Below are 17,949 nucleotides of genomic sequence, written 5' to 3'. Positions count from 1 at the left end.
TGAAGGCGGTTGCAGCTGCTCCCTCGGGCAACTCGACACCCACGGTTGCAGCGGCCACCGACACATCGCCTATGGATCACCGACAGTCCCGCCGGACGGCCGACATCCTGCCGACGCGGTGCCGGCCCATCGCCGCACCGCGCCGCTGAGCGTCACGTTGGCCAACCGGAGCACAATGGCCAACTGGGACGCTCAGGGACAACGAGCCCTCACTCTTGATCGTTTCCTTAGAACCCCTAAGGAATGCGGTTACCGGGGCCGGCCACGCTTGCCGCGCACGGGCGGGACTGCCTGGAGCAGCGGGACCAGTCGGGTCACGTCATTGCGGTTGCCGCCCGTCAGCGTGGCCGCGAGTGGAACCCCAGTGGCGACGATGGTCAGGGCCCCGTTGGAGTGCCCAGGGTTGCCGGTGAAGTTGAGCTTCACGACGCACGGTTGCAGGAGCCCGACGGTCGGCGACGTTCACAGCGGTAGCCATCTCGCCTCCGGCCGGTGACCGAGCCGTAGGTCCCTGGAGACGCGAGCATGGCGGTTGTTCCGCGGCTGGGCCATGCGATGTCGTCAACGGCGAGAAACGGCTCGCCGGCCACGGTCGCGGGGGTTGCCCCGGTGAACGCCATGACGTCCCGATGCAGGTGGGACTGGTCGGCGTAGCCGGTTTCGGCCGCGACTTGGGCCGCGCCTTCACCCGCGACCAGGCGGTGGGCGGCATGGTCGAAGCGGACCAGCTTCACAGCACGCTTGGGCGGCAGGCCGAGCTGAGACCGGAACCGGGACCACAGCCGCTTACGGCTCCACCCGACCTCGGCAGCGAGTTCGTCGACCCGGGTCACTCCACGGCTGACGACGATCCGGTGCCAGGCCCAGGCCACCTCCGGGTCCACCGGCGGCCCCGCCTCATGCCGGCGGGCAAGCAGCGCGTCCGTCAACACGAAGCGATCCTGCCACGACGAGACATCGCCGAGTTGCTCGCGGATCCGTGACGCCTCCCGGCCCCACAGGTCGCCCAGCGACACGACGGCGCCGTCGAGATCGGCAGGGGAGGCGCCCAGAATCGCGCGTGCGATCACCGGGGACAGGCGCACCTGCACGCACTCGACGTTCTCTCCCCGCGCCCGGACCGCGCCTCCGGACCCGAGCCCGGGCCCGGCGACGATGCTTCCCCGCTGCTGCCCCCCTGCGGGAGAGTCAAGGACGGGCGAACCGGCGCCGAACTCCAGGAGCAGCGTCACGGTCGGGTGCGGGACTATCCGGAGCGTTTCCAGGTCAGGGACATGGAACCCGGCCATGGTGACACCGGTCACCTGGCTGGACCGCTGCGGGCACTCGACGCCCCACACACCCGCACCGTGCCCGAAGGTCCGCATCGCCCCATGCTAAGGGCTGTCCCGTAACCCCTGGCGGGCGCACGACGACAGCTACGGCACCTCGCCGCGTTGTCGGAACGTCCACATACATCCAGTATGCGGATGCCCCTCCGCCTTGCGATGCACCGCATCCGACGCCGCGCGCTGCTCCGCCAGGGGTTACGGGACAGCCCTTAGGTGAGCCGGTTGAGGGGAACAATCGTCCAATCCACCGGCGCGTTCCGGCGGAGACAGTGGGCTCATGACTGTTTCTGACGGCGATCCGTACGCGAACGGCGGCGCCGAGGCCACCGGGAGTTCAACCCTGTCGCTGGACGACGGCGACATCTACGTGTGCCAGGACGGCCCTTGCGACGCCCCCGCACTCCTGCTCATCCACGGGTCCGCATCCTCGGCCCGGTCGTGGAGCCCGATGGTTCCGCTGCTGACCAGGTCTCACCGCGTCATCCGGATAGACCTGCTCGGGCACGGCCGGTCGGCCAAACCGGCCGACCACAGCTACGCGCTCCCGGACCAGGCACGTCGGGCCGGCGTGGTACTGGACCGGCTCGGCGTCGAGCACGCCGTGGTCGTCGGTCACTCCAGCGGCGGCGCGGTCGCCACCGCCCTCGCCGAAGAGCGGCCCGGCCTGGTGACCGCGCTCGCGCTCGTCAACACCGGACCCAGCCTGGACGCCTTCATCGCACCGGAGTCCGCCGCAGCCGGCCCCTCGCAGTGGCCGCCGACCGACGAGCAGCTCCGGCGGTTCGCGAGCACGGGTTTCAGCCGCGCGGGCTACCAGATCCCAGAAGCGCTACTGGACGATGTGCGCGGTATGACCTCCCACACGTTCACCACGACGATGCGGGCCACCCGCTCCTACCTTGAGCAGCGGGCGCTGCCGGACCGGCTGACGGCTCTGGGCAAGCCGCTACTGGTGATCTTCGGCGAGGACGACCGCAGATGGCGATCCTCATCCGCCTCCGACTACCGCGCCGTTCCGGGCTCCCAGGTCGAGCTGCTGCCCGGTCTCGGGCACTCGCCCCTGCTCGAGGATCCGCCGCGGACCGCCACCCCCCTGCTGGCCTTCACCGCGATCCACGCCGTACGGATGGACTGAGACCGACCGGCACATGGGGGGTGGAAGAAGGAGCGGGCCTGGGTGCGTGCGTCTGCAAGGCGGAGGAGGGAGGCAACGCGGAGCATTGTTGACCGACGACAACGCCGCAGATGTGCGTGCCCAGCCCCGCGACGCCGCCCCCCATTTGCCGGTCGGTCTGAATGAAAAGAAGGAGGGGTGTCATGCGGATTCTCGTCTCCGGCGCCAGCGTCGCCGGTCCGGTTCTGGCCTACTGGCTCACCAGGCACGGCTTCTCCGTCACCGTCGTCGAGCGCGCGCCGGCTCCGCGCAAGACCGGCGGCCACGCGGTCGACCTGTTTCGGCCCGCGATGAACATCTCGGAGAAGATGGGCGTGCTCCCGCGTGTCGAGGAGCGAGCCACCGGCACGAACCGGATGACCGTCTACCGGGAGGGCTCACGGCGTCCCGTCCGGGCGGACCTCTCCAAGGTCTTCAGCGCCACCTCCGACCGGCACATGGAGATCATGCGCGACGACCTGAGCGAGATCTACTACGACGCCGCACGCGACGACATCGAGTACGTCTTCGGCGACTCGATCACCGCGATCTCGCCCGACGGCGAGGTGCGGTTCGAGAACGCCGCGCCGCGCCGCTTCGACCTCGTCGTCGGCGCGGACGGGCTGCACTCCAACGTGCGCCGCCTCGTCTTCGGCGAGGAGTCCCGTTTCAACGCCTTCATCGGGGCCTACCTCGGGGTGCTGACCCTGCCGAACGTCTCCGGCCTCGACGGCGAGCTCCTCATCCACGTCGGCGTCGGCCGCACTGCCGGCATGTACGGCGCGCGGCACCTCGGCGACGCGCGGGCGTTGTTCCTGTTCCGGAGCGAGCGCGAGCTCGACTACCACCACCGCGACGTGCCCCGGCAGAAGGAGCTGCTGCGCGGTGCGTTCGCCGGCATGCACGCCCACGTGGACCGCTGGCTGGACGAGCTCGACCGCACCCCGGCGTTCTACTTCGACTCCATCACCCAGCTCCGCATGGACACGTGGTCGCGGGGGAGGGTGACGCTCGTCGGCGACGCGGGCTACTGCCCCGGTCCGGCCGTCGGCGGCAGCACCAGCCTGGCCGTCGTCGGAGCGTACGTCCTCGCCGGAGAGCTGGCACGGGCGGGCGGCGACCACGAGCGCGCCTTCCCCGCCTACGAGCGCGTGATGGCGGAGCACGTGCGCGGCAGCCGCGCGGTCGCGCTGAGCGCGGCGAAGACCCTGATCCCCACGTCCCGCCTCGGCGTGTGGGGACTGGCCCAGGGCGCGCGCCTGATCTCCGCCTTGCCCGCAGGCCCCAGCCGCGCCCTCGTCCGCCTCACTACCAAGAGCGCGCGACTCTACAACTCCGTGACCGTCGACGACTACCCGCCGTCGCCCGCCCCATCAGGAGGTCGGGGCGGCCTCGCGGGCGACCGCGGAGACGGCCTCGGGATGGAGTGAGGAGTGCTCGCCGCCCTGCTGCCGAGCCAGCTTGCGGAACGGTCAAGAAGTAGCCCAACGACGAGTAGACGTGGATGTATATGAGGCCGTGGACAGTCGCCGGGCTGTGCGGGCGTTCAGCGATGAGCCGGTGTCCAAGGAGGTACTCGGACGAGTGCTGGCTGCAGCGACGCGGGCTCCGTCGAGGGGGAACCTCCAACCCTGGCATGTGCTTGTCGTGACCGGCGAGCCCTTGGCCGAGCTGAAGAGGCGCGCGACGGCCGGCGATCCCGGCCCCCAACACCGGCTGGGGCACCGCCGTGTTCGACCTGATCCACTCCCCCGCCGACGCGGACCGGGCCGCGCCCGACGACCCGGACACCGTGCACGCCTCGCCGCACTCCTCACAACGAACCGTCGCTCTGCCGAGTCGGCCGTGCAACGGCGCGCATGACTACGTGCCGTAGGGCAGCGCCGATGCGAGATCGGGGGAAGACTTCTTCGACTGTGTGGGCTCCCGGCTTTTCCGACGGTGCCGGCGCCGGGGCGGACGCCGGCTGCGCCGCTCCGGCCCTGCTGGATCAGTGGTGCCGCCCGCGCCGGGGCGGGGACGGCGGAGGGATGTCCAGCGGCTGGGTGGTCAGGTACCAGGAGCCGCGGCCCTCAACGATCAAGAAGCCGGGGCGGGGCAGACGCAGCGTACGGCGCCCGTCGCCCGTCCCGAAGACGACAAGGTCCCAGTCGTCACCAGGGGTGTTCTCGGGCCATGCGGGTGGGGGCAATCGCAGTCAGAACCGGACCGCAGGCACTGGCACACGTATCCGACCTCCCACGAGCCGTCGTATGGGAACTGGATGGTGAGCACCGCCGGGCCGCCGTCGTAGCGGAGCACCTCGTCACCCTGGCCGTGGTGTTCAGAGGCGAGCAAGGTCGCGGCGGACAGCGGGGCGAGGCGGATCGACCAACGGTGGTCGTCGCCGCCGGTGGTAGTGACACGCAGGTGGGTGAAGTCCGCGGGCAGGTAGCGACGGCCGTGGTACCCGTTTTCGTCCCTGAAGATGGAGACCAGTTCGTAGCCGGTATCGGTCCGATCCTCGGTGCGCGTTACGGGCGCAACGTCGAAGATGCTCTCGCCAGTGACATCGACCTCCACCAGGGCAGGACGGCCGAGCTCAGGGCGGTCAATGGGCACCTCGGTCCTGCCCTCACCGTAACCGGTGGACACATAGCGTTCGCCGGTGTTGGTGAGCGGCCGCGGGCGGCCGGACGCGCCGCGGGACGCGCTCGAACAGGCCTACGGCGAGAACCTCGACCTCCACCGCGAGCTCGCCCGCCGCGGCGGAGACACCCCACTGCCACAAGTCCGAGTCATCGGACCCTGCTGATGTCCTGCCCAGCAGAATACGGCGTCATCACTGGGCAGCCTTCGGATGGCCGCGGTGACGCTCCCATTCGGGAGCGAGGATCGACATCACGATGTCGTCCACCCACGCACCGTCATACAGCAGCGCGTCGCGTCGGACGCCCTCCACGACGAACCCCGCCTTCTCATAGGCGCGTCGGGCACGCGGGTTGAAGGCGAACACCCCAAGCGAGATCCGGTGCAGACCGAGGTCCTCGAAGCCATATCCGACGATCAACCGCGCCGCTTCGGTCCCGAACCCCCGGCCTTGGCCAGCCGCAGCCAGCGCGATCCGGAAGTTACTGCTGTGATTGCCGCTGTCCCACTCGTTGAGCACCGCCTCGCCCACGCAGGCGCCGGTCGCCCGCTCGACGACGGCCAGGTCCAGCCGGTCCGCTTGCTCGTGGCGGGTGCCATACCACGCATGCATCCGTTCCTCAGCGGCCTCGTCCCAAGGCTCACGATCTGCCGATCCATGGCTGCTGCCGGTCAGGCGGCCCACCTCCGGATCCTGGAGCAACGAGCGAAGCACGGAAGCGTCCTGGTCCATGAGGAACGGGCGCAGGAGCACCCTCTCCCCAACAAGCGTGGGTTTGACGGAAAAGTCTGCCTGCGCATGATCATTCACAAAGCGATTCTCAACGCAGCTGGTTGTCTCGGCAAACGAGTTCCTCGGGCCACCTCACATCGATCGGAGGAACGTCATGCGCAGCCATGTTGAGCGGTTTCAGCAATCCAACCAGCGATAACGCCGGGGGTGGGCAAGACGCGTATCGCCGTCTCTCTCGTCGCTGCGGCTTGCCGGGCCTGCTACTCGGTCTACTTCACCAGCCTCGACGACATGGTCCGCAACCTCAAAGCCGCCGAAGCTGCCGGGCGCCTGGCCAACAAGCCGGGCACCTACTTACGGCCAGGCGTCCTCGTGGTCGACGAGGTGGGCTCCTCGAACACGGAGAAGCGAATCTGGTCTTCCAGGCCATCTCAAAGCATTACGAAAAGGGCTCGATCATCCCGACCTCGAACAAGACCTTCAGTGAATGGGGACAGGTGTTCCGCGACAAAGTCCTCGCCACCGCCATCCTCGACCGCCTCCTGCACCACTGCGACGTGATCTCCATCAACGGACCGAGCTACCGGCTGAAGAACCGGCTCAAGGCCATCGAGCAGGACACAGACGTGGCCTGTCACGCTGCTTCGTCAAGCCCGAGGGCGTGGTCACTCGCTGTCGAGTCGCTGGAAGATCCTGGCGAACTCGTCCGTCTCGATCAGGCCGGCGATCACATGGGTCATGTTGTCGATACCGGGATCCCGGACGATCAGGCCGTCTGAGACCCAGAAGTAGCGGCCGCCGAGAGCCTCGTCGCCGCCTGCCCAGGTTTCCATCAAGCGTTCGACTTCGGCGACCGTGAAGACAGTCGCGCTCCACCGGGAGCCGTCTTTGAGGTCCACGAAGACATCGACGTTGCACACCGAGTCCAACTCCTCGTCCGAGCTGCGCAGGAACGATGCCTCGAAGGCTTCCATGCGAACCCGAAACCACGGCCCGTCCCAAGCTCGTTCGAAAGATTCGGGCGATGCGCTACGACTCATCGTGTGCGTGTCTCCGGCCAGCCTGACGATCTCAACCGTGCTGCTTCCCGCAACATAGCTGGGGACGTTCATCCGTACACGGCTGGGGAGCTTGGGTCGTACGCCGACACGGAGGGCATGACGGCTTTCGAAGTAGCGCCGCTTGGCATCGGGCGACCACTGCATGGGCGCCGCACCCGAAGGCAGACGTGGTCCATCGGACGCAGGCCGATCGCTTTCGGCGCCGGAGAAGGTCAGCAGCACCGCCCAGAACGACGCCTGATAGCCACTCCAGGATTTCCGCTCACCGGTATCGGCCAACTCCGTCAGCAAGGCTGCGACGGGCAGCATACGGCCGTGGACTTGGCGTCCCCATTACGCGTGGTGATCGATGAACCCACGAAGGTGGGCTGCCGCACGGCCCTCAACCGAGATCGAGAGCAAGTTCGAAGTAGCGCGTATTAGAACCCGCGCGAATAGGTGCGGGTTGGGGGAACCGGTCGGGTCTTGCCGCGGCCCGGGAGGCCGCTACTCACTGTGATCATTGAGGGTGGTTGGAACGGCCGCCGTTGTGGTCGGCCGACAGGCGAGGCGGTTCTGTTCATGGTGCTGGGTGTTGGTGGTTGGGGTGTGATGGTGGCCTGGTCCCTGCACGTCGGCGTGGGCTGTCTGGTGGCCAGAGGTGGGGCTGGTGGGGGGCGTGCGTAGAAGTACGCGTCTATTACTGGAGTTGGCCTCGGTGCGTATAGACGAGCAGGTTGGCCTGAGTGGGGCGGTTACCGTACCGGTCATGTCTGATGATCTACAAAGTGGCGGTCGGGGCCGTGAGGCTGCGGCGGTGGACAAGCGGCTGACCGATCCGGAGTGGCTGGTGAACGCCGACCCGGGACGGGTTCTGGCAGCGCTGGACGGCGCGACGGGCCGGGAGGAGGTGTTGGCGGCCGCGGTGTACCGGGCATCAGCGCATCTGCACCGGGATGCTGACGCGGGGGTGCGGCGGCAGTTGCTGGCGTTGGACGCGGCCCGGTACGGGGACCGCGGGTTGGCGGCGCGGTTCGCGGCTGTGCCGGTGGAGGACGAGGCGGCGGCGCGGTGGGGGGTGGACTGGGCCACGGGCGGCCTGGTTGCCCCGCAGCTCCGGCACACCTTCACCGGGCACACCGACGGGGTGCGTGCGGTGGCGACGGCCGTGGTGGACGGCCGGCCTATCGCTGTCACCGGCAGCGACGACGACGTGGTGCGGGTGTGGGACCTGGCTACCCGCCAGCAGATCGGCAAGCCCCTGGAATGCCAGAGCGGCTGGGTGTATGTAATGGCGGTGGTGGTGGACAACCGCTCGATTGCCGTCACTGGCGGCGAGGATGGGACGGTGCGGGTGTGGGACCTGGCCACCGGTCAGCAGATCGGCCAACCGTTGATCGGCCACACCGACCGGGTGCAGGCGGTGGCGACAGCGGTGCTGGAGGGTCGGCCGGTCGCTGTCACCGGCGGTCGGGACGGCGCGGTACGGGTGTGGGATCTCGCTGCTGGCCGACCCATCGGAAAGCTCCCGACTGGTGACGCCGGCGCGGTGCTTGCGGTGGCGACGGCGGTGGTGGACGGCCGCTCGGTCGCCGTCACCAGTACCGGCGATGGGACGGTGCGGGTGTGGGACCTGACCACTGGCCGACAGGTCGGCGAACTTCTCACCGGTCACACCGGTGGGGTGGGTGCGGTGGCGACGGCGATGACGGAGGGCCGCCCGGTCGCCGTCACCGGTACCAGCAATGGGACGGTGCAGGTATGGGACCTTGCCACCGGCCAGCCCGTCGGCGAACCCCTGACCGGCCACACCAGCTGGGTAGAAGCGGTTGCCACGGCGGTAGTAGACGGCCGACTCGTCGCCGTCACCGGCAGCCACGACAACACGATACGGGTGTGGGACCTGACCACCGGCCAGCAGGTCGGCGAACCCCTGACCGGGCACACCCGCACGGTGTTGGCGGTTGCCACGGCGGTAGTAGACGGCCGACTCGTCGCCGTCACCGGCAGCCGCGATAAGACGGTGCGGGTGTGGGACCTGACCGCCGGCCAGCAGGTCGGCCACCCCGTGTCTGGCCACACCCGCACGGTGCTGGCGGTTGCCACGGCGGTAGTAGACGGCCGACTCGTCGCCGTCACCGGCAGCTGGGATGGGACGGTGCGGGTGCGGGACCTTGCCACTGGCCAGCCCATTGGTGAGCCCCTGACTGGGCACACCGGCCCGGTGTTGGCGGTGGTGACGGTGGTGGTGGAGGGCCGCCCGGTCGCCTTCACCGGCAGCGCCGATGCCACGGTGCGGGTGTGGGACCTGGCCACCGGCCAGCAGGTCGGCGAACCCCTGACCGGGCACACCGGCCCGGTGTTGGCGGTGGCCACGGCGGTAGTAGATGGCGGGCTCGTCGCCGTCACCCACAGCGCCGATGCCACGGTGCGGGTGTGGGACATGACCACCGGTCAGCCCATCAACAAGCTACTGACCGCCCACACCGGACCGGTGTGGGCGATGGCGGCGGCAATGGTTGATCGCCGACCAGTTGCAGTCACCACCAGCGCCGGTGCCACGGTGCGGGTGTGGGATCTGGCCACCGGCCAACCTGTTGGCGAGCCCCTGACCGGCCACACCGCTCAGGTGAACGCGGTGGCGACGGCGGTGGTGGATGGCCACCCGGTTGTTGTCACCACCAGCGCCGACGCCACGGTGCGGGTGTGGGACCTGAGCACCGGCCAGCAGGTCGGTGGGCCCCTGACCGGCCACACCGGCGCGGTGTGGGCGGTGGCGACGACGGCGGTGGATGGCCTGCCAGTCGCAGTCACCAGCGGCTGGGATGGCACGTTGCGGATGTGGGACCTGACTAGCAGCCAGCAAATCGGTTTCCTGCCGTTCCCCTTGCCTGTCCACGCGGTAACGGTGACACCGGACGGAGGGCTGATGGTCGGCTTCGACTGGGAACTCGCTCGCTTCTCCCCCTGTTGATCCCAGACACCGCGCCGAACTTCACCAAGCGACGCTGTCGTGCCGTTCGACGCTCCCCAAGAGGGGGCATGGCCGCTCAGCACAACCGGATCGGAGCAAAGAGCACACGTCACCCGCGGCGGCAGAAACCTGCGGGCCAGGCGGAGGGTGGGCCGGATGCATACCCTCGACCGCCGCAGCCCTCACCTCAGCTCAGCCGGAAGAACCGGGACGAACGTCGCACCACGCCACCAGGGTGCCCTGGGCCACCACGGCCCACACCCCCTGGGGCCCCGCCCTCATACGACTGCGGCTCATCGTCCGAACACCACCAGCACCGCGATCACCGCACTCACGGTGCCGTACGACCGTTAAGGAGTGATGTGCCTGTACTGCCGTCGTGGCTGACCGAACCGCTGTGGGACCAGTTCACCGCTCTCCTGCCGAACCGGCCCATCTTCGATCCCACCCACCCATTGGGCTGCCACCGTCGACGGATCAGCGACCGGACCGTTTTCGACAAGCTCCTGCAGGTCCTGCGGTTCGGCTGCTCCTACGAGGCCATCGCGGATGCCACCTGCTCGGCCAGCACGATCCGGGCCGCCGCGATGAGTGGATACGCCTGGGCCTGTTCGCCCGGCTGAAGCAGATCGCACTCGACGCCTACGACCGCGTCGTCGGTCTCGTCCTGGACCAGATCGCGATCGACGGGGTCATCACCAAGGCCCCCGGCGGGGGTGAAGCGGCCGGACGTTCACCCGTCGACCGGGGCAAGCAGGGCATGAAACGCCCCGGCATGACCGACGGCCACGGCATCCCCCTCGGCCGCGTCCTGGCCGGCGCCAACCGCCACGACTCACCCCTCCTCGCCCCCACCCTCGACCTCCTCGAAGAGCTCGGGCCGCTGCCCGACGAGATCAGCGTGCACCTCGACGCTGGATACGATTCGGACAAGTCCCGCACCCTGCTCGGCGAGCGAGGGCTGCGCAGCCGGATCGCCCAGAAAGGCACCAACGCACCCATCCAGGCCACCCGACGGTGGCATGTCGAGCGAACTCATGCCTGGCAGAACGCTTTTCACCGGCTCACCCGCTGCTACGAACGGCGCATCCATGTCATCGACGCCTTCTTCGACCTCGCCGACGCCATCATCACCGTCCGTAGTCTGATCCGCCAGACCTGGACCACCCACCGCTGGGATACACGCCCCCACCGCCGACCATGACACCCGCCTATTCGCGCGAGTTGTTAAACGCCCTTCAGAACACGATCAAGCGCCGCCCGGCCTGCAGGTCCCCAGTTCGGCTTGCCGCCGGGAAGGCCCCGATCTCCGTTCTGCCCCATGAGCATCAGGAAGAGGCTCTTCATAGCGGCCAGCCCGCGGGCGCGCCGGATCGCCGCCTCGTCTGCATGCGCGTACGTGTCGAAGAACCGTGAGGCCGTGCCCGCGGGTAGCAGCACCCATGCGGCGGCGAGGTCCCACGCCGGATCGCCGGCGAACAGGCAACCGAAGTCGACGATGCCCGAGAGCGTTCCGTCCGAGACGACGACGTTCGCGGGATGGAGGTCGCCGTGCACCCACACCGGCTGGCCCTCCCATGCGTGGGCCTCAACGGCGTCGTCCCAGGCGGCCCGGACGTCGGCAGCGATGTCGTCGGGGGCAACGGCCTGGAAGAAGTTCTCGAAGCTGTCCGTGCAGTTCCTGGGATGGTCACCGCGGTCCGTAGTGATCGGCGCCTCGGCGGGCGCCTCCACATGGAGCGCCTGGAGGAAGCCCGCCAGCGTGTCGGCCGCGTGGGCGCCGCGGCTGATCGAGCCGTGGTCCAGCGGCTCGCCGAGAACCCACGTCATCACGGTCCAGTGCTTGGGAAAGCGCACGGACGGTTCGCCGAACCGCACCGGGACCGGTACCGGGAGAGGCAGGCGCGGGGCGAGCACGGGGAGCCACCGCCGCTCCTTGAGCTGGAGCTCCGGGGTGGGGTCCATACGCTGCATGCGCACGGCCAACTCGTCCCCGAGGCGCCACATTTGGTTGCCCCAGCCGCCCGCCACCTCGCGGATGGCCAGCCCCGCAAGGTCTGGGTGTTGCTCCTGCAGCAGGTCGCGGACCAGGTCTGTAGTGATCTCGATCTCGGTGCCAGTCATGCGAAGCCACAGTACTGAGACGGCGGGCGGAGCGGTCTTGCTCTCCGGGGCAGACATCTCGCTGTGATTCCTCTGGCATCACCGATTCGGTTTCAGAGAGCTGCAGATCAGAGGCTCTGGCACGGCCCCAATGTTCAGAGAAGCCTGCATCCGCTGCCCTGTCCTCCAGATCGGCCCCCGCCAACGGGGCCGTCTCATCGAGATCATCCAGAACCTCCGCGAACGCATCCGCGAAGCCCGCGGCAACAGCTGGCTCGGAGAAGTCGAGGGGTGCCAGGTCAGCTTCGACGCTGCCACCGCCAGGCTCAACAGCCTCGGCCGGGCCCCGGCCGACGGCCGACCACAGCTGGTCGACCTCGGTTTGCCCGTCCTTGCCGACTCCGCTTCGCCACCCCAGACGGATTCGAGCCTCAAGGCCGTTCGGGCTTGTGGGCAAGAAAGGTGGCGAAAGTCCTTTCAGCCCCTTCGCTGGGTTCCTCCACCAGACGGGCGGTGAGGACGAACCCGGCCTGCTTCAGGAGTTCGGCAATCCGATCAGGCGGAAGCAGGTAGGACTCGTAAGACACCGGATGACCGCCGTATGCCTGTGTGGGGCGTAGATGCTGGCCGGCCCCTACGTGGCCGGCCAGCATCAAACAGCCGCCAGGCGCGAGAGCGCGATGGAACTCGCCGAACACCACCGGCAGCAACGTCGGTGGTGTGTGGTGGGTGGAGTAGTACGCGAGGATGCCTCCGAGGTTGTCGTCCTCGATCGGGAGCGAGGTCATCGAGCCGACGCTGAAACGCAGATCTGGGTAGGCACTACGGGCCAGCTCGACCATGGCGGGCGAGAGGTCTATGCCGAAGGCAGGCACTTGCCGCTCGGCAAGGTAGGCCGTGACTTTGCCGGGCCCGCATCCCAGGTCGGCGACGGGCCCGAGGCCGGCCGTTCGCACCAGTTCTGCGAACACGTTCAGCATCCCTCGTGACAGCGGATCCAGCTCCGCCGGAGACTTGACCTGTTCGAAGTAGTCGGAGGCGACCGTGTCGTACGACTCCCGGACGGCGGCGAGGTAGGAGAGATCAGGCATGCAGGCGACTTTAGTGAGGGCCCGCAGCCCACGTGATCACTTTCTTAGTCCGGAAAAGGGCCGGCGCACGTGCAGAACTCCTTGCGCGAGCGCTGCGGGGCCGGAGCCGCGAGATCGCCGTCGAGTACCTCCGCATCCACCTCCCCCGCTTGCTGAAGATGGCCGACTCATGATTTGCCTGCCGTCAGCTCGCCGAGCGCAGGCGGTCCAGCTCGTCTCCGATTGCCTTGCGCAGCGGGTCGTGCTGCGGGCCGAGTGAGTACTGCTTGTCGGTCCACCTGTCGCGGGGATAGAGCCACACCGGCATTTGCACCAAGTCGGTCGGCTCCCATTCGAACCGGGGCCATACGTGCGCATGCAGAAACCCGTCGGTGTTGCCCAGGATCTCCAGATTGACCCGTCGGAAGGCCGTGTCCATGCAACGGGATACTCGCTCTACTGCTTCTCCGAGTTGGTCCATGTCGGACAGGAAGGCCAACCGCTTGTCCCTTGGCAGGTCCGACAGTCTTTCCACCTTGGGATCGTCCACCAGGAGCACCGAGTAGCCCGAGAGGAACTGCACATCGCCGATCGCTGCGAACCCCGCGTTCAAGCGCCGCAGAACTGCGGGGTTTTCGCCTCGCAGGGCACTCCCGATCCGATCCATCCGCCAGTCATCAACCATGGCCAGAACCTACCCGGCCGCGATCCCCCCTGTCAGAGGATGTGGGGGCGTCACGGTCGACCGCCATTTCCTTAGACCGACCGGCAAATGGGGGGCGGCGTCGCGGGGCTGGGCACGCACATCTGCGGCGTTGTCGTCGGTCAACAATGCTCCGCGTTGCCTCCCTCCTCCGCCTTGCAGACGCACGCACCCAGCCCCGCTCCTTCTCCCACCCCCCATGTGCCGGTCGGTCTTAGTTCGGAAAAGTGCAAGCGGTCTCACTGAACTCCTTGCCCGAGCACTTCGCGACCGCGGCCGCCAGGTCGACGTCGAACACCTCCATGTCCATCTGCCACGTGTACTCAAGACGGCCGGCCCCACCAGCACCGGAGCGAGCGCATGACGACCACGGACCTGTACGAGATCGAGACCACCGAGGCACCCTGACCACAAAGCGGCCCGCGCCCTGGTACTCCCAGGGCGCGGGCCGCTTTTTTACGTCGGCAGGGCTACACCATCGCTGATTCTCGACCAGGAGCGTTGCTGTGATCGTCACCGAGTCGATCCAGCAGCAGTTCCGCAACCGCCGCAAGGTCAGTCGGAGAGAGCCGTGCGACCAGCGCGTCCACCACATCCGCGGGAGACACCGGAGAGATATCGAGCGGAACCGATCCGGCAGGCACTCCCCCCACTATTGACGGCGTTAACGGTCGGGGCAGCCGAGGTCTCGTCGGCCGCCTCCGCGGCAGAGGTATTAACGGCGTTAACGGTTTCCGCCGCCGCTGCCGCCTGCTGCTCCTTCGGCAGCCGACCAATACGGCGAGCGGGCTCCACCTTCAGCTCGCCCGCCTCCACCTTGTCCTGCAGCTCTGGCGTGAGCTCCAGAAGCGCAAGGCGCTGCGAAACCCACGCGGCAGTCTTCCCGAGGCGCTTGGCCACCTTGCCCTGCGAGCCATGCACCCCACCAGCTCCTGGATTGCCTTCGCCTGATCGAGCGGCGGCACGTTCACACGATGGATGTTCGCGATCAGCGCTGCGCTCCCTCCAGCATGTCGGCAGCACTCGCGGCGAGATCGTCGTTCACGTCGATCCGCAGCTCCGCCAAGCCGGCCACACCAGCAGCAGCGAGAAGCCGATTGACGTCGATGACGACGTACTCGGCCTCCCCGCTCGCGCGGGAGCGCCCCGCGGCGCGTGGCGCGTGGCGCGTGGCCGCGGGGCGCCTTGTGGGGGGGGTTAGTCGACCGACTCCCCGTTGTGCGTACCGCCCACGCAGGGGTTGCCCGGCAAGTCGATCCGGGGCTCTCCGCCGCCCTGCCTGCACTCAGAAGGGCTGACGACGGATGGGGCACCCTGTGCGGTGGCGGTGGCGGCGCCTGTGAGTCCGAGTCCGGCGAGGGCTGCCGTGGCGATGACGGCGGCGAGGATTCGTCGAATGCGCATTTGGTTCCCCTTTCACGGATTGCCTCGGTGGGGCACTAGCCAGCTTGAGCTTCGCCCATGTGAGTGGCACATCATGCTGCGCCATTCTGGTGACATGGCTGTCGGGAGCGGGGCCGCTGATCCGGCCCGCCCAAGGCCTTCGCGGCCGACTGGGAAGGCGGGGCGGACCGCGGAGCGATGGCAGCTCTGGGGGTGGGAACGGTCTGCATGACGCGACCCGTCAGACACGCTCCAGGACGGTGCCTTCCTGCACGGCGCAGGAAGCTGCAGCGTTGGTTGCCTCCCGCTTGCAGGAGACCTGGGGTCCGGCGGTCGCCGGGACCGAGCACGATCTGCGTGACCGCGAGGGTCGGTGACCGCACGGGGCTTCCCATCTGCCCCGGAACGCCGCAGGCGGCCGCGACATCGATGACGACCAGCCCTGGCTCCTTCACGTGTACCTCGTTGATCGGGTCCATGTACAGCACCACGTCGCACGGGCTGGGCGGGTTGCGCCGTTCTGGAGTCATCAGGCGAGAGCCGGACCGCAGCAGCGGCACGGAGACGATGACCCGCATGGGGCTTCTGCTGGCTCACGGCTTCCCGGGGTGGGTGTCGCTTCGTGCCCGCGGCGAATCGCCGCTATCAGGGGGCTCTCGATCCGAGGGACGGCACCGGCCGGTCAGACGCGGTGGCGTGGGGTGAGCAAGCCGCTCTCATACCCGACGATCACCAGCTGGACCCGGTCCCGGGCGCCGAGTTTGCCCAGCAGATGGCTCAGGTGCGTCTTCACCGTCGCCGCGGAGACGTGCAGCTCCTGCGCAATCTCTGTATTGGACCGTCCGACGCCGACCAGTTCGAGCACTTGTCGCTCCCGGCCGGTCAGACCGTCCAGTGCGGGCGGCGGACCGGCCGGTTCGGTGGCCGGGTGACGGCAGAACTCCGAGATCAGCCGCCGGGTGACGCTCGGCGAGAGCAGGCTCTCCCCGGCTGCCACCACCCGGATCGCCTGCAGCAGTTCGGCAGGCGGGATGTCCTTGAGCAGGAACCCGGCGGCTCCGGCCCGTAGTGCCGCGAAGACGTGCGCGTCCAGGTCGAACATGGTGAGCATCAGGACCCGCACACCCGGGTTCCGCTCACAGATCGTCCGGGTGGCCTCGATGCCGTCCGTCCCTGGCATCCGCACATCCATCAGCACCACATCGGGCCGCTGCTCGGCAACCAACTCGACCGCAGCGGCGCCATCGGCCGCCTCGCCGACCACGGTCAGACCGGGTTCGGCGTCGATCAGCATCCGGAAGCTGCCACGAAGCAGCGCCTGGTCGTCCACCACCAGGACGCGGACGGGCTTGGTCACACGGTCCTCCACACTTTCAGTCGTTCCGCGCGGGCGTGGGACGCCTGCCCGGCCGGTCCGGTGCTCCGGCCCCGGTCGGATTCATCATGCCGGTCCTGTTCAGGTCTCCTCCCCCGCGGTTTCCGCGGTTCGGTAGGGCAGTTCGGCACGGACAGCGAAGCCGCCTCGGGAAAGCCGCCCGGCCTGGAACCGTCCGCCGAACAACTCGACCCGCTCCCGCATGCCGATCAGGCCGTGGCCGTGCCCCCTCCCGTGCTCAGGTGCCTCGGTGTGCCCGTGCCTGGTCAGGCGCCCGCCCTGGCCCGGTCGGCGGGCGCTGCGGCCCGCGGCGACACCCTCATCGGTCACCTCGATCCGCAGCTCCCGCCCGTCGGCGACCAGCTCGACCCGGCAGCTGGTCGGCCCGGCGTGCTTGAGTACATTGGTCAGGGCCTCCTGCACCACCCGGTAGGCCGAACTCTGCACCCCCTGCGGCAGGTTGGCAGTCCCCTCGGTGTGCAGCTCGGCGATGAGTCCGGCCGCGTTGGCACCGGCCACCAACTCAGGCAGCGCCGCGAGCCCGGGCGCCGGCCGGAGCCCGTCCACGCTGTCAGCCTCCGGCTCGGACTCGCCGGCCCGCAACACACTGAGCATCTGCCGCATCTCGTTCAGAGCCGAGCGGCTGGCTGTCTCAATCACTCGCAAGGCCTCACCGGCGCCCTCCGGGTGGGTGGCCAGCAGATGGTTGGCCACGCCTGCTTTCACCGCGATCACCCCGACGTGGTGCGCCACGATGTCGTGCAGCTCGCGGGCGATCCGCAGTCGTTCCTCGGCGACGGCCTCCACCACGACCCGCCGGGCTGAGCGGGCGGCATACGCACGCCGCTCGCGGACCGCTCGGCCGAGTACCCAGGCCATCCCGGCCAGCGCCATGCCAGCCAGGTGAAGCACGAGGTCCTGTCCGATACCGTCGGGGGAACCCGAGATCAGGGCCAGCACCAACACGCCGACGCTCACCGTCCCGATCACCGGGGTGGGCACCCGCCGGGCCGGGGCGGTGACGGCCACCTGGTAGAGCGCGAAGGCCACCGCGAGGCACGGCTCCCGGACGGCGCCGGCCACCGCGGCCACCGCCGAGGCCGCCGTGACCACCGCGCAGACCACACCCGGGCGGGCTCGCCGCAGAGCCAGTGGCAGCCCCATCGCGGCCGCGAGCGCGATCCGAACCGGCCACCCGCCGTAGGCGCTCCACTCCGGGCCGGGCAAAGCCACGAAGAGCGCGGTCAGCATCACGGCCACCAGGCTGTCAACGGCTGCCAACTCGCTTTGGCGCAGGGGGCGGACGGCACCGCCTCGGTACAGCGTCAGCCAGGTCGGCGGGAGTTGAGCCATGCGGTCACAGTAGGCGCTCGGCCACACCGGCGCCTCAGCCGCGGGAATGACCGACCGCGGTAGGAAACGGCGACGATGGAGCTGCGCGGCCTCCACCGCCCGG

Annotated in this window: 15 protein-coding genes and 4 pseudogenes; 6 read left to right on the top strand and 13 right to left on the bottom strand. The window is 68.8% G+C overall.

Annotated features, from left to right (window positions below):
- Positions 1 to 252 precede the first annotated feature (252 nt).
- Together ACIQCZ_RS35880 and ACIQCZ_RS35875 are read right to left on the bottom strand one after the other, a co-directional pair.
- Positions 253 to 402 (bottom strand): annotated as a pseudogene (locus ACIQCZ_RS35880) (IS5/IS1182 family transposase); the annotation flags it as partial.
- A 20-nt stretch (positions 403 to 422) separates the two neighbouring features.
- Positions 423 to 1,367, bottom strand: a complete 945-nt coding sequence (locus tag ACIQCZ_RS35875; protein ID WP_402289094.1) for a helix-turn-helix domain-containing protein — start codon at positions 1,365 to 1,367, stop codon at positions 423 to 425.
- Between the two features lie 241 nt (positions 1,368 to 1,608).
- Here ACIQCZ_RS35875 and ACIQCZ_RS35870 point away from each other — a divergent pair, with 241 nt between their 5' ends.
- The 3 genes and pseudogenes from ACIQCZ_RS35870 to ACIQCZ_RS35860 form a co-directional block, all read left to right on the top strand.
- The gene (locus tag ACIQCZ_RS35870) at positions 1,609 to 2,466 is read left to right on the top strand and encodes an alpha/beta fold hydrolase (RefSeq protein WP_402289091.1); all 858 of its coding nucleotides are present in this window, start codon (positions 1,609 to 1,611) and stop codon (positions 2,464 to 2,466) included.
- A gap of 182 nt (positions 2,467 to 2,648) precedes the next feature.
- Positions 2,649 to 3,914 carry an FAD-dependent monooxygenase gene (locus ACIQCZ_RS35865; RefSeq protein WP_402289088.1) on the top strand — a complete coding sequence of 422 codons (1,266 nt, stop codon included), beginning with the start codon at positions 2,649 to 2,651 and terminating at the stop codon, positions 3,912 to 3,914.
- Positions 3,915 to 3,984: 70 nt separating this feature from the next.
- Positions 3,985 to 4,194: pseudogene (locus ACIQCZ_RS35860) on the top strand (nitroreductase family protein); the annotation flags it as partial.
- A gap of 369 nt (positions 4,195 to 4,563) precedes the next feature.
- On the opposite strand, the gene ACIQCZ_RS35855 reads toward ACIQCZ_RS35860, so the two are convergent.
- Both ACIQCZ_RS35855 and ACIQCZ_RS35850 read right to left on the bottom strand, forming a co-directional pair.
- Complete coding sequence (locus ACIQCZ_RS35855) at positions 4,564 to 5,085, bottom strand: hypothetical protein (protein ID WP_402289086.1); 522 nt, start codon at positions 5,083 to 5,085, stop codon at positions 4,564 to 4,566.
- Positions 5,086 to 5,305: 220 nt separating this feature from the next.
- Positions 5,306 to 5,923, bottom strand: a complete 618-nt coding sequence (locus ACIQCZ_RS35850) for a GNAT family N-acetyltransferase (protein ID WP_402289083.1) — start codon at positions 5,921 to 5,923, stop codon at positions 5,306 to 5,308.
- A gap of 123 nt (positions 5,924 to 6,046) precedes the next feature.
- Here ACIQCZ_RS35850 and ACIQCZ_RS35845 point away from each other — a divergent pair.
- A pseudogene (locus ACIQCZ_RS35845) lies at positions 6,047 to 6,477 on the top strand (ATP-binding protein); the annotation flags it as partial.
- Positions 6,478 to 6,510: 33 nt separating this feature from the next.
- On the opposite strand, the gene ACIQCZ_RS35840 reads toward ACIQCZ_RS35845, so the two are convergent.
- A complete protein-coding gene (locus ACIQCZ_RS35840; protein ID WP_402289148.1) occupies positions 6,511 to 6,885 on the bottom strand; it encodes a hypothetical protein in 375 nt (124 codons plus the stop codon).
- A gap of 769 nt (positions 6,886 to 7,654) precedes the next feature.
- Between ACIQCZ_RS35840 and ACIQCZ_RS35835 the strand changes: the two genes are divergently transcribed.
- Positions 7,655 to 9,859 (top strand): WD40 repeat domain-containing protein, encoded by a 2,205-nt coding sequence (locus tag ACIQCZ_RS35835; protein WP_402289081.1) that lies wholly within the window; start codon positions 7,655 to 7,657, stop codon positions 9,857 to 9,859.
- A gap of 362 nt (positions 9,860 to 10,221) precedes the next feature.
- Positions 10,222 to 11,063: pseudogene (locus ACIQCZ_RS35830) on the top strand (IS5 family transposase).
- A 23-nt stretch (positions 11,064 to 11,086) separates the two neighbouring features.
- Here ACIQCZ_RS35830 and ACIQCZ_RS35825 read toward each other — a convergent pair.
- The 8 genes from ACIQCZ_RS35825 to ACIQCZ_RS35790 form a co-directional block, all read right to left on the bottom strand.
- Positions 11,087 to 11,983 carry a phosphotransferase gene (locus tag ACIQCZ_RS35825; protein WP_402289078.1) on the bottom strand — a complete coding sequence of 299 codons (897 nt, stop codon included), beginning with the start codon at positions 11,981 to 11,983 and terminating at the stop codon, positions 11,087 to 11,089.
- Between the two features lie 410 nt (positions 11,984 to 12,393).
- Positions 12,394 to 13,053 carry a class I SAM-dependent methyltransferase gene (locus ACIQCZ_RS35820; RefSeq protein WP_402289075.1) on the bottom strand — a complete coding sequence of 220 codons (660 nt, stop codon included), beginning with the start codon at positions 13,051 to 13,053 and terminating at the stop codon, positions 12,394 to 12,396.
- Between the two features lie 184 nt (positions 13,054 to 13,237).
- Positions 13,238 to 13,717, bottom strand: coding sequence for an HIT family protein (locus tag ACIQCZ_RS35815; RefSeq protein ID WP_402289073.1), 480 nt, complete (start codon positions 13,715 to 13,717; stop codon positions 13,238 to 13,240).
- 573 nt (positions 13,718 to 14,290) lie between these two features.
- Complete coding sequence (locus ACIQCZ_RS35810; protein WP_402289072.1) at positions 14,291 to 14,656, bottom strand: hypothetical protein; 366 nt, start codon at positions 14,654 to 14,656, stop codon at positions 14,291 to 14,293.
- Positions 14,657 to 14,932: 276 nt separating this feature from the next.
- The gene (locus ACIQCZ_RS35805; protein ID WP_402289070.1) at positions 14,933 to 15,139 is read right to left on the bottom strand and encodes a hypothetical protein; all 207 of its coding nucleotides are present in this window, start codon (positions 15,137 to 15,139) and stop codon (positions 14,933 to 14,935) included.
- 71 nt (positions 15,140 to 15,210) lie between these two features.
- The gene (locus ACIQCZ_RS35800; RefSeq protein ID WP_402289145.1) at positions 15,211 to 15,597 is read right to left on the bottom strand and encodes a DUF6207 family protein; all 387 of its coding nucleotides are present in this window, start codon (positions 15,595 to 15,597) and stop codon (positions 15,211 to 15,213) included.
- A gap of 203 nt (positions 15,598 to 15,800) precedes the next feature.
- A complete protein-coding gene (locus ACIQCZ_RS35795) occupies positions 15,801 to 16,475 on the bottom strand; it encodes a response regulator (RefSeq protein WP_402289067.1) in 675 nt (224 codons plus the stop codon).
- A gap of 99 nt (positions 16,476 to 16,574) precedes the next feature.
- Positions 16,575 to 17,846 (bottom strand): sensor histidine kinase, encoded by a 1,272-nt coding sequence (locus ACIQCZ_RS35790; protein WP_402289064.1) that lies wholly within the window; start codon positions 17,844 to 17,846, stop codon positions 16,575 to 16,577.
- Positions 17,847 to 17,949: the final 103 nt, after the last annotated feature.

It is taken from the genome of Streptomyces sp. NPDC093149, assembly GCF_044754145.1.
Classification (GTDB): Bacteria; Actinomycetota; Actinomycetes; order Streptomycetales; family Streptomycetaceae; genus Streptomyces.
This window is presented reverse-complemented; position numbering and strand designations above follow the sequence as displayed.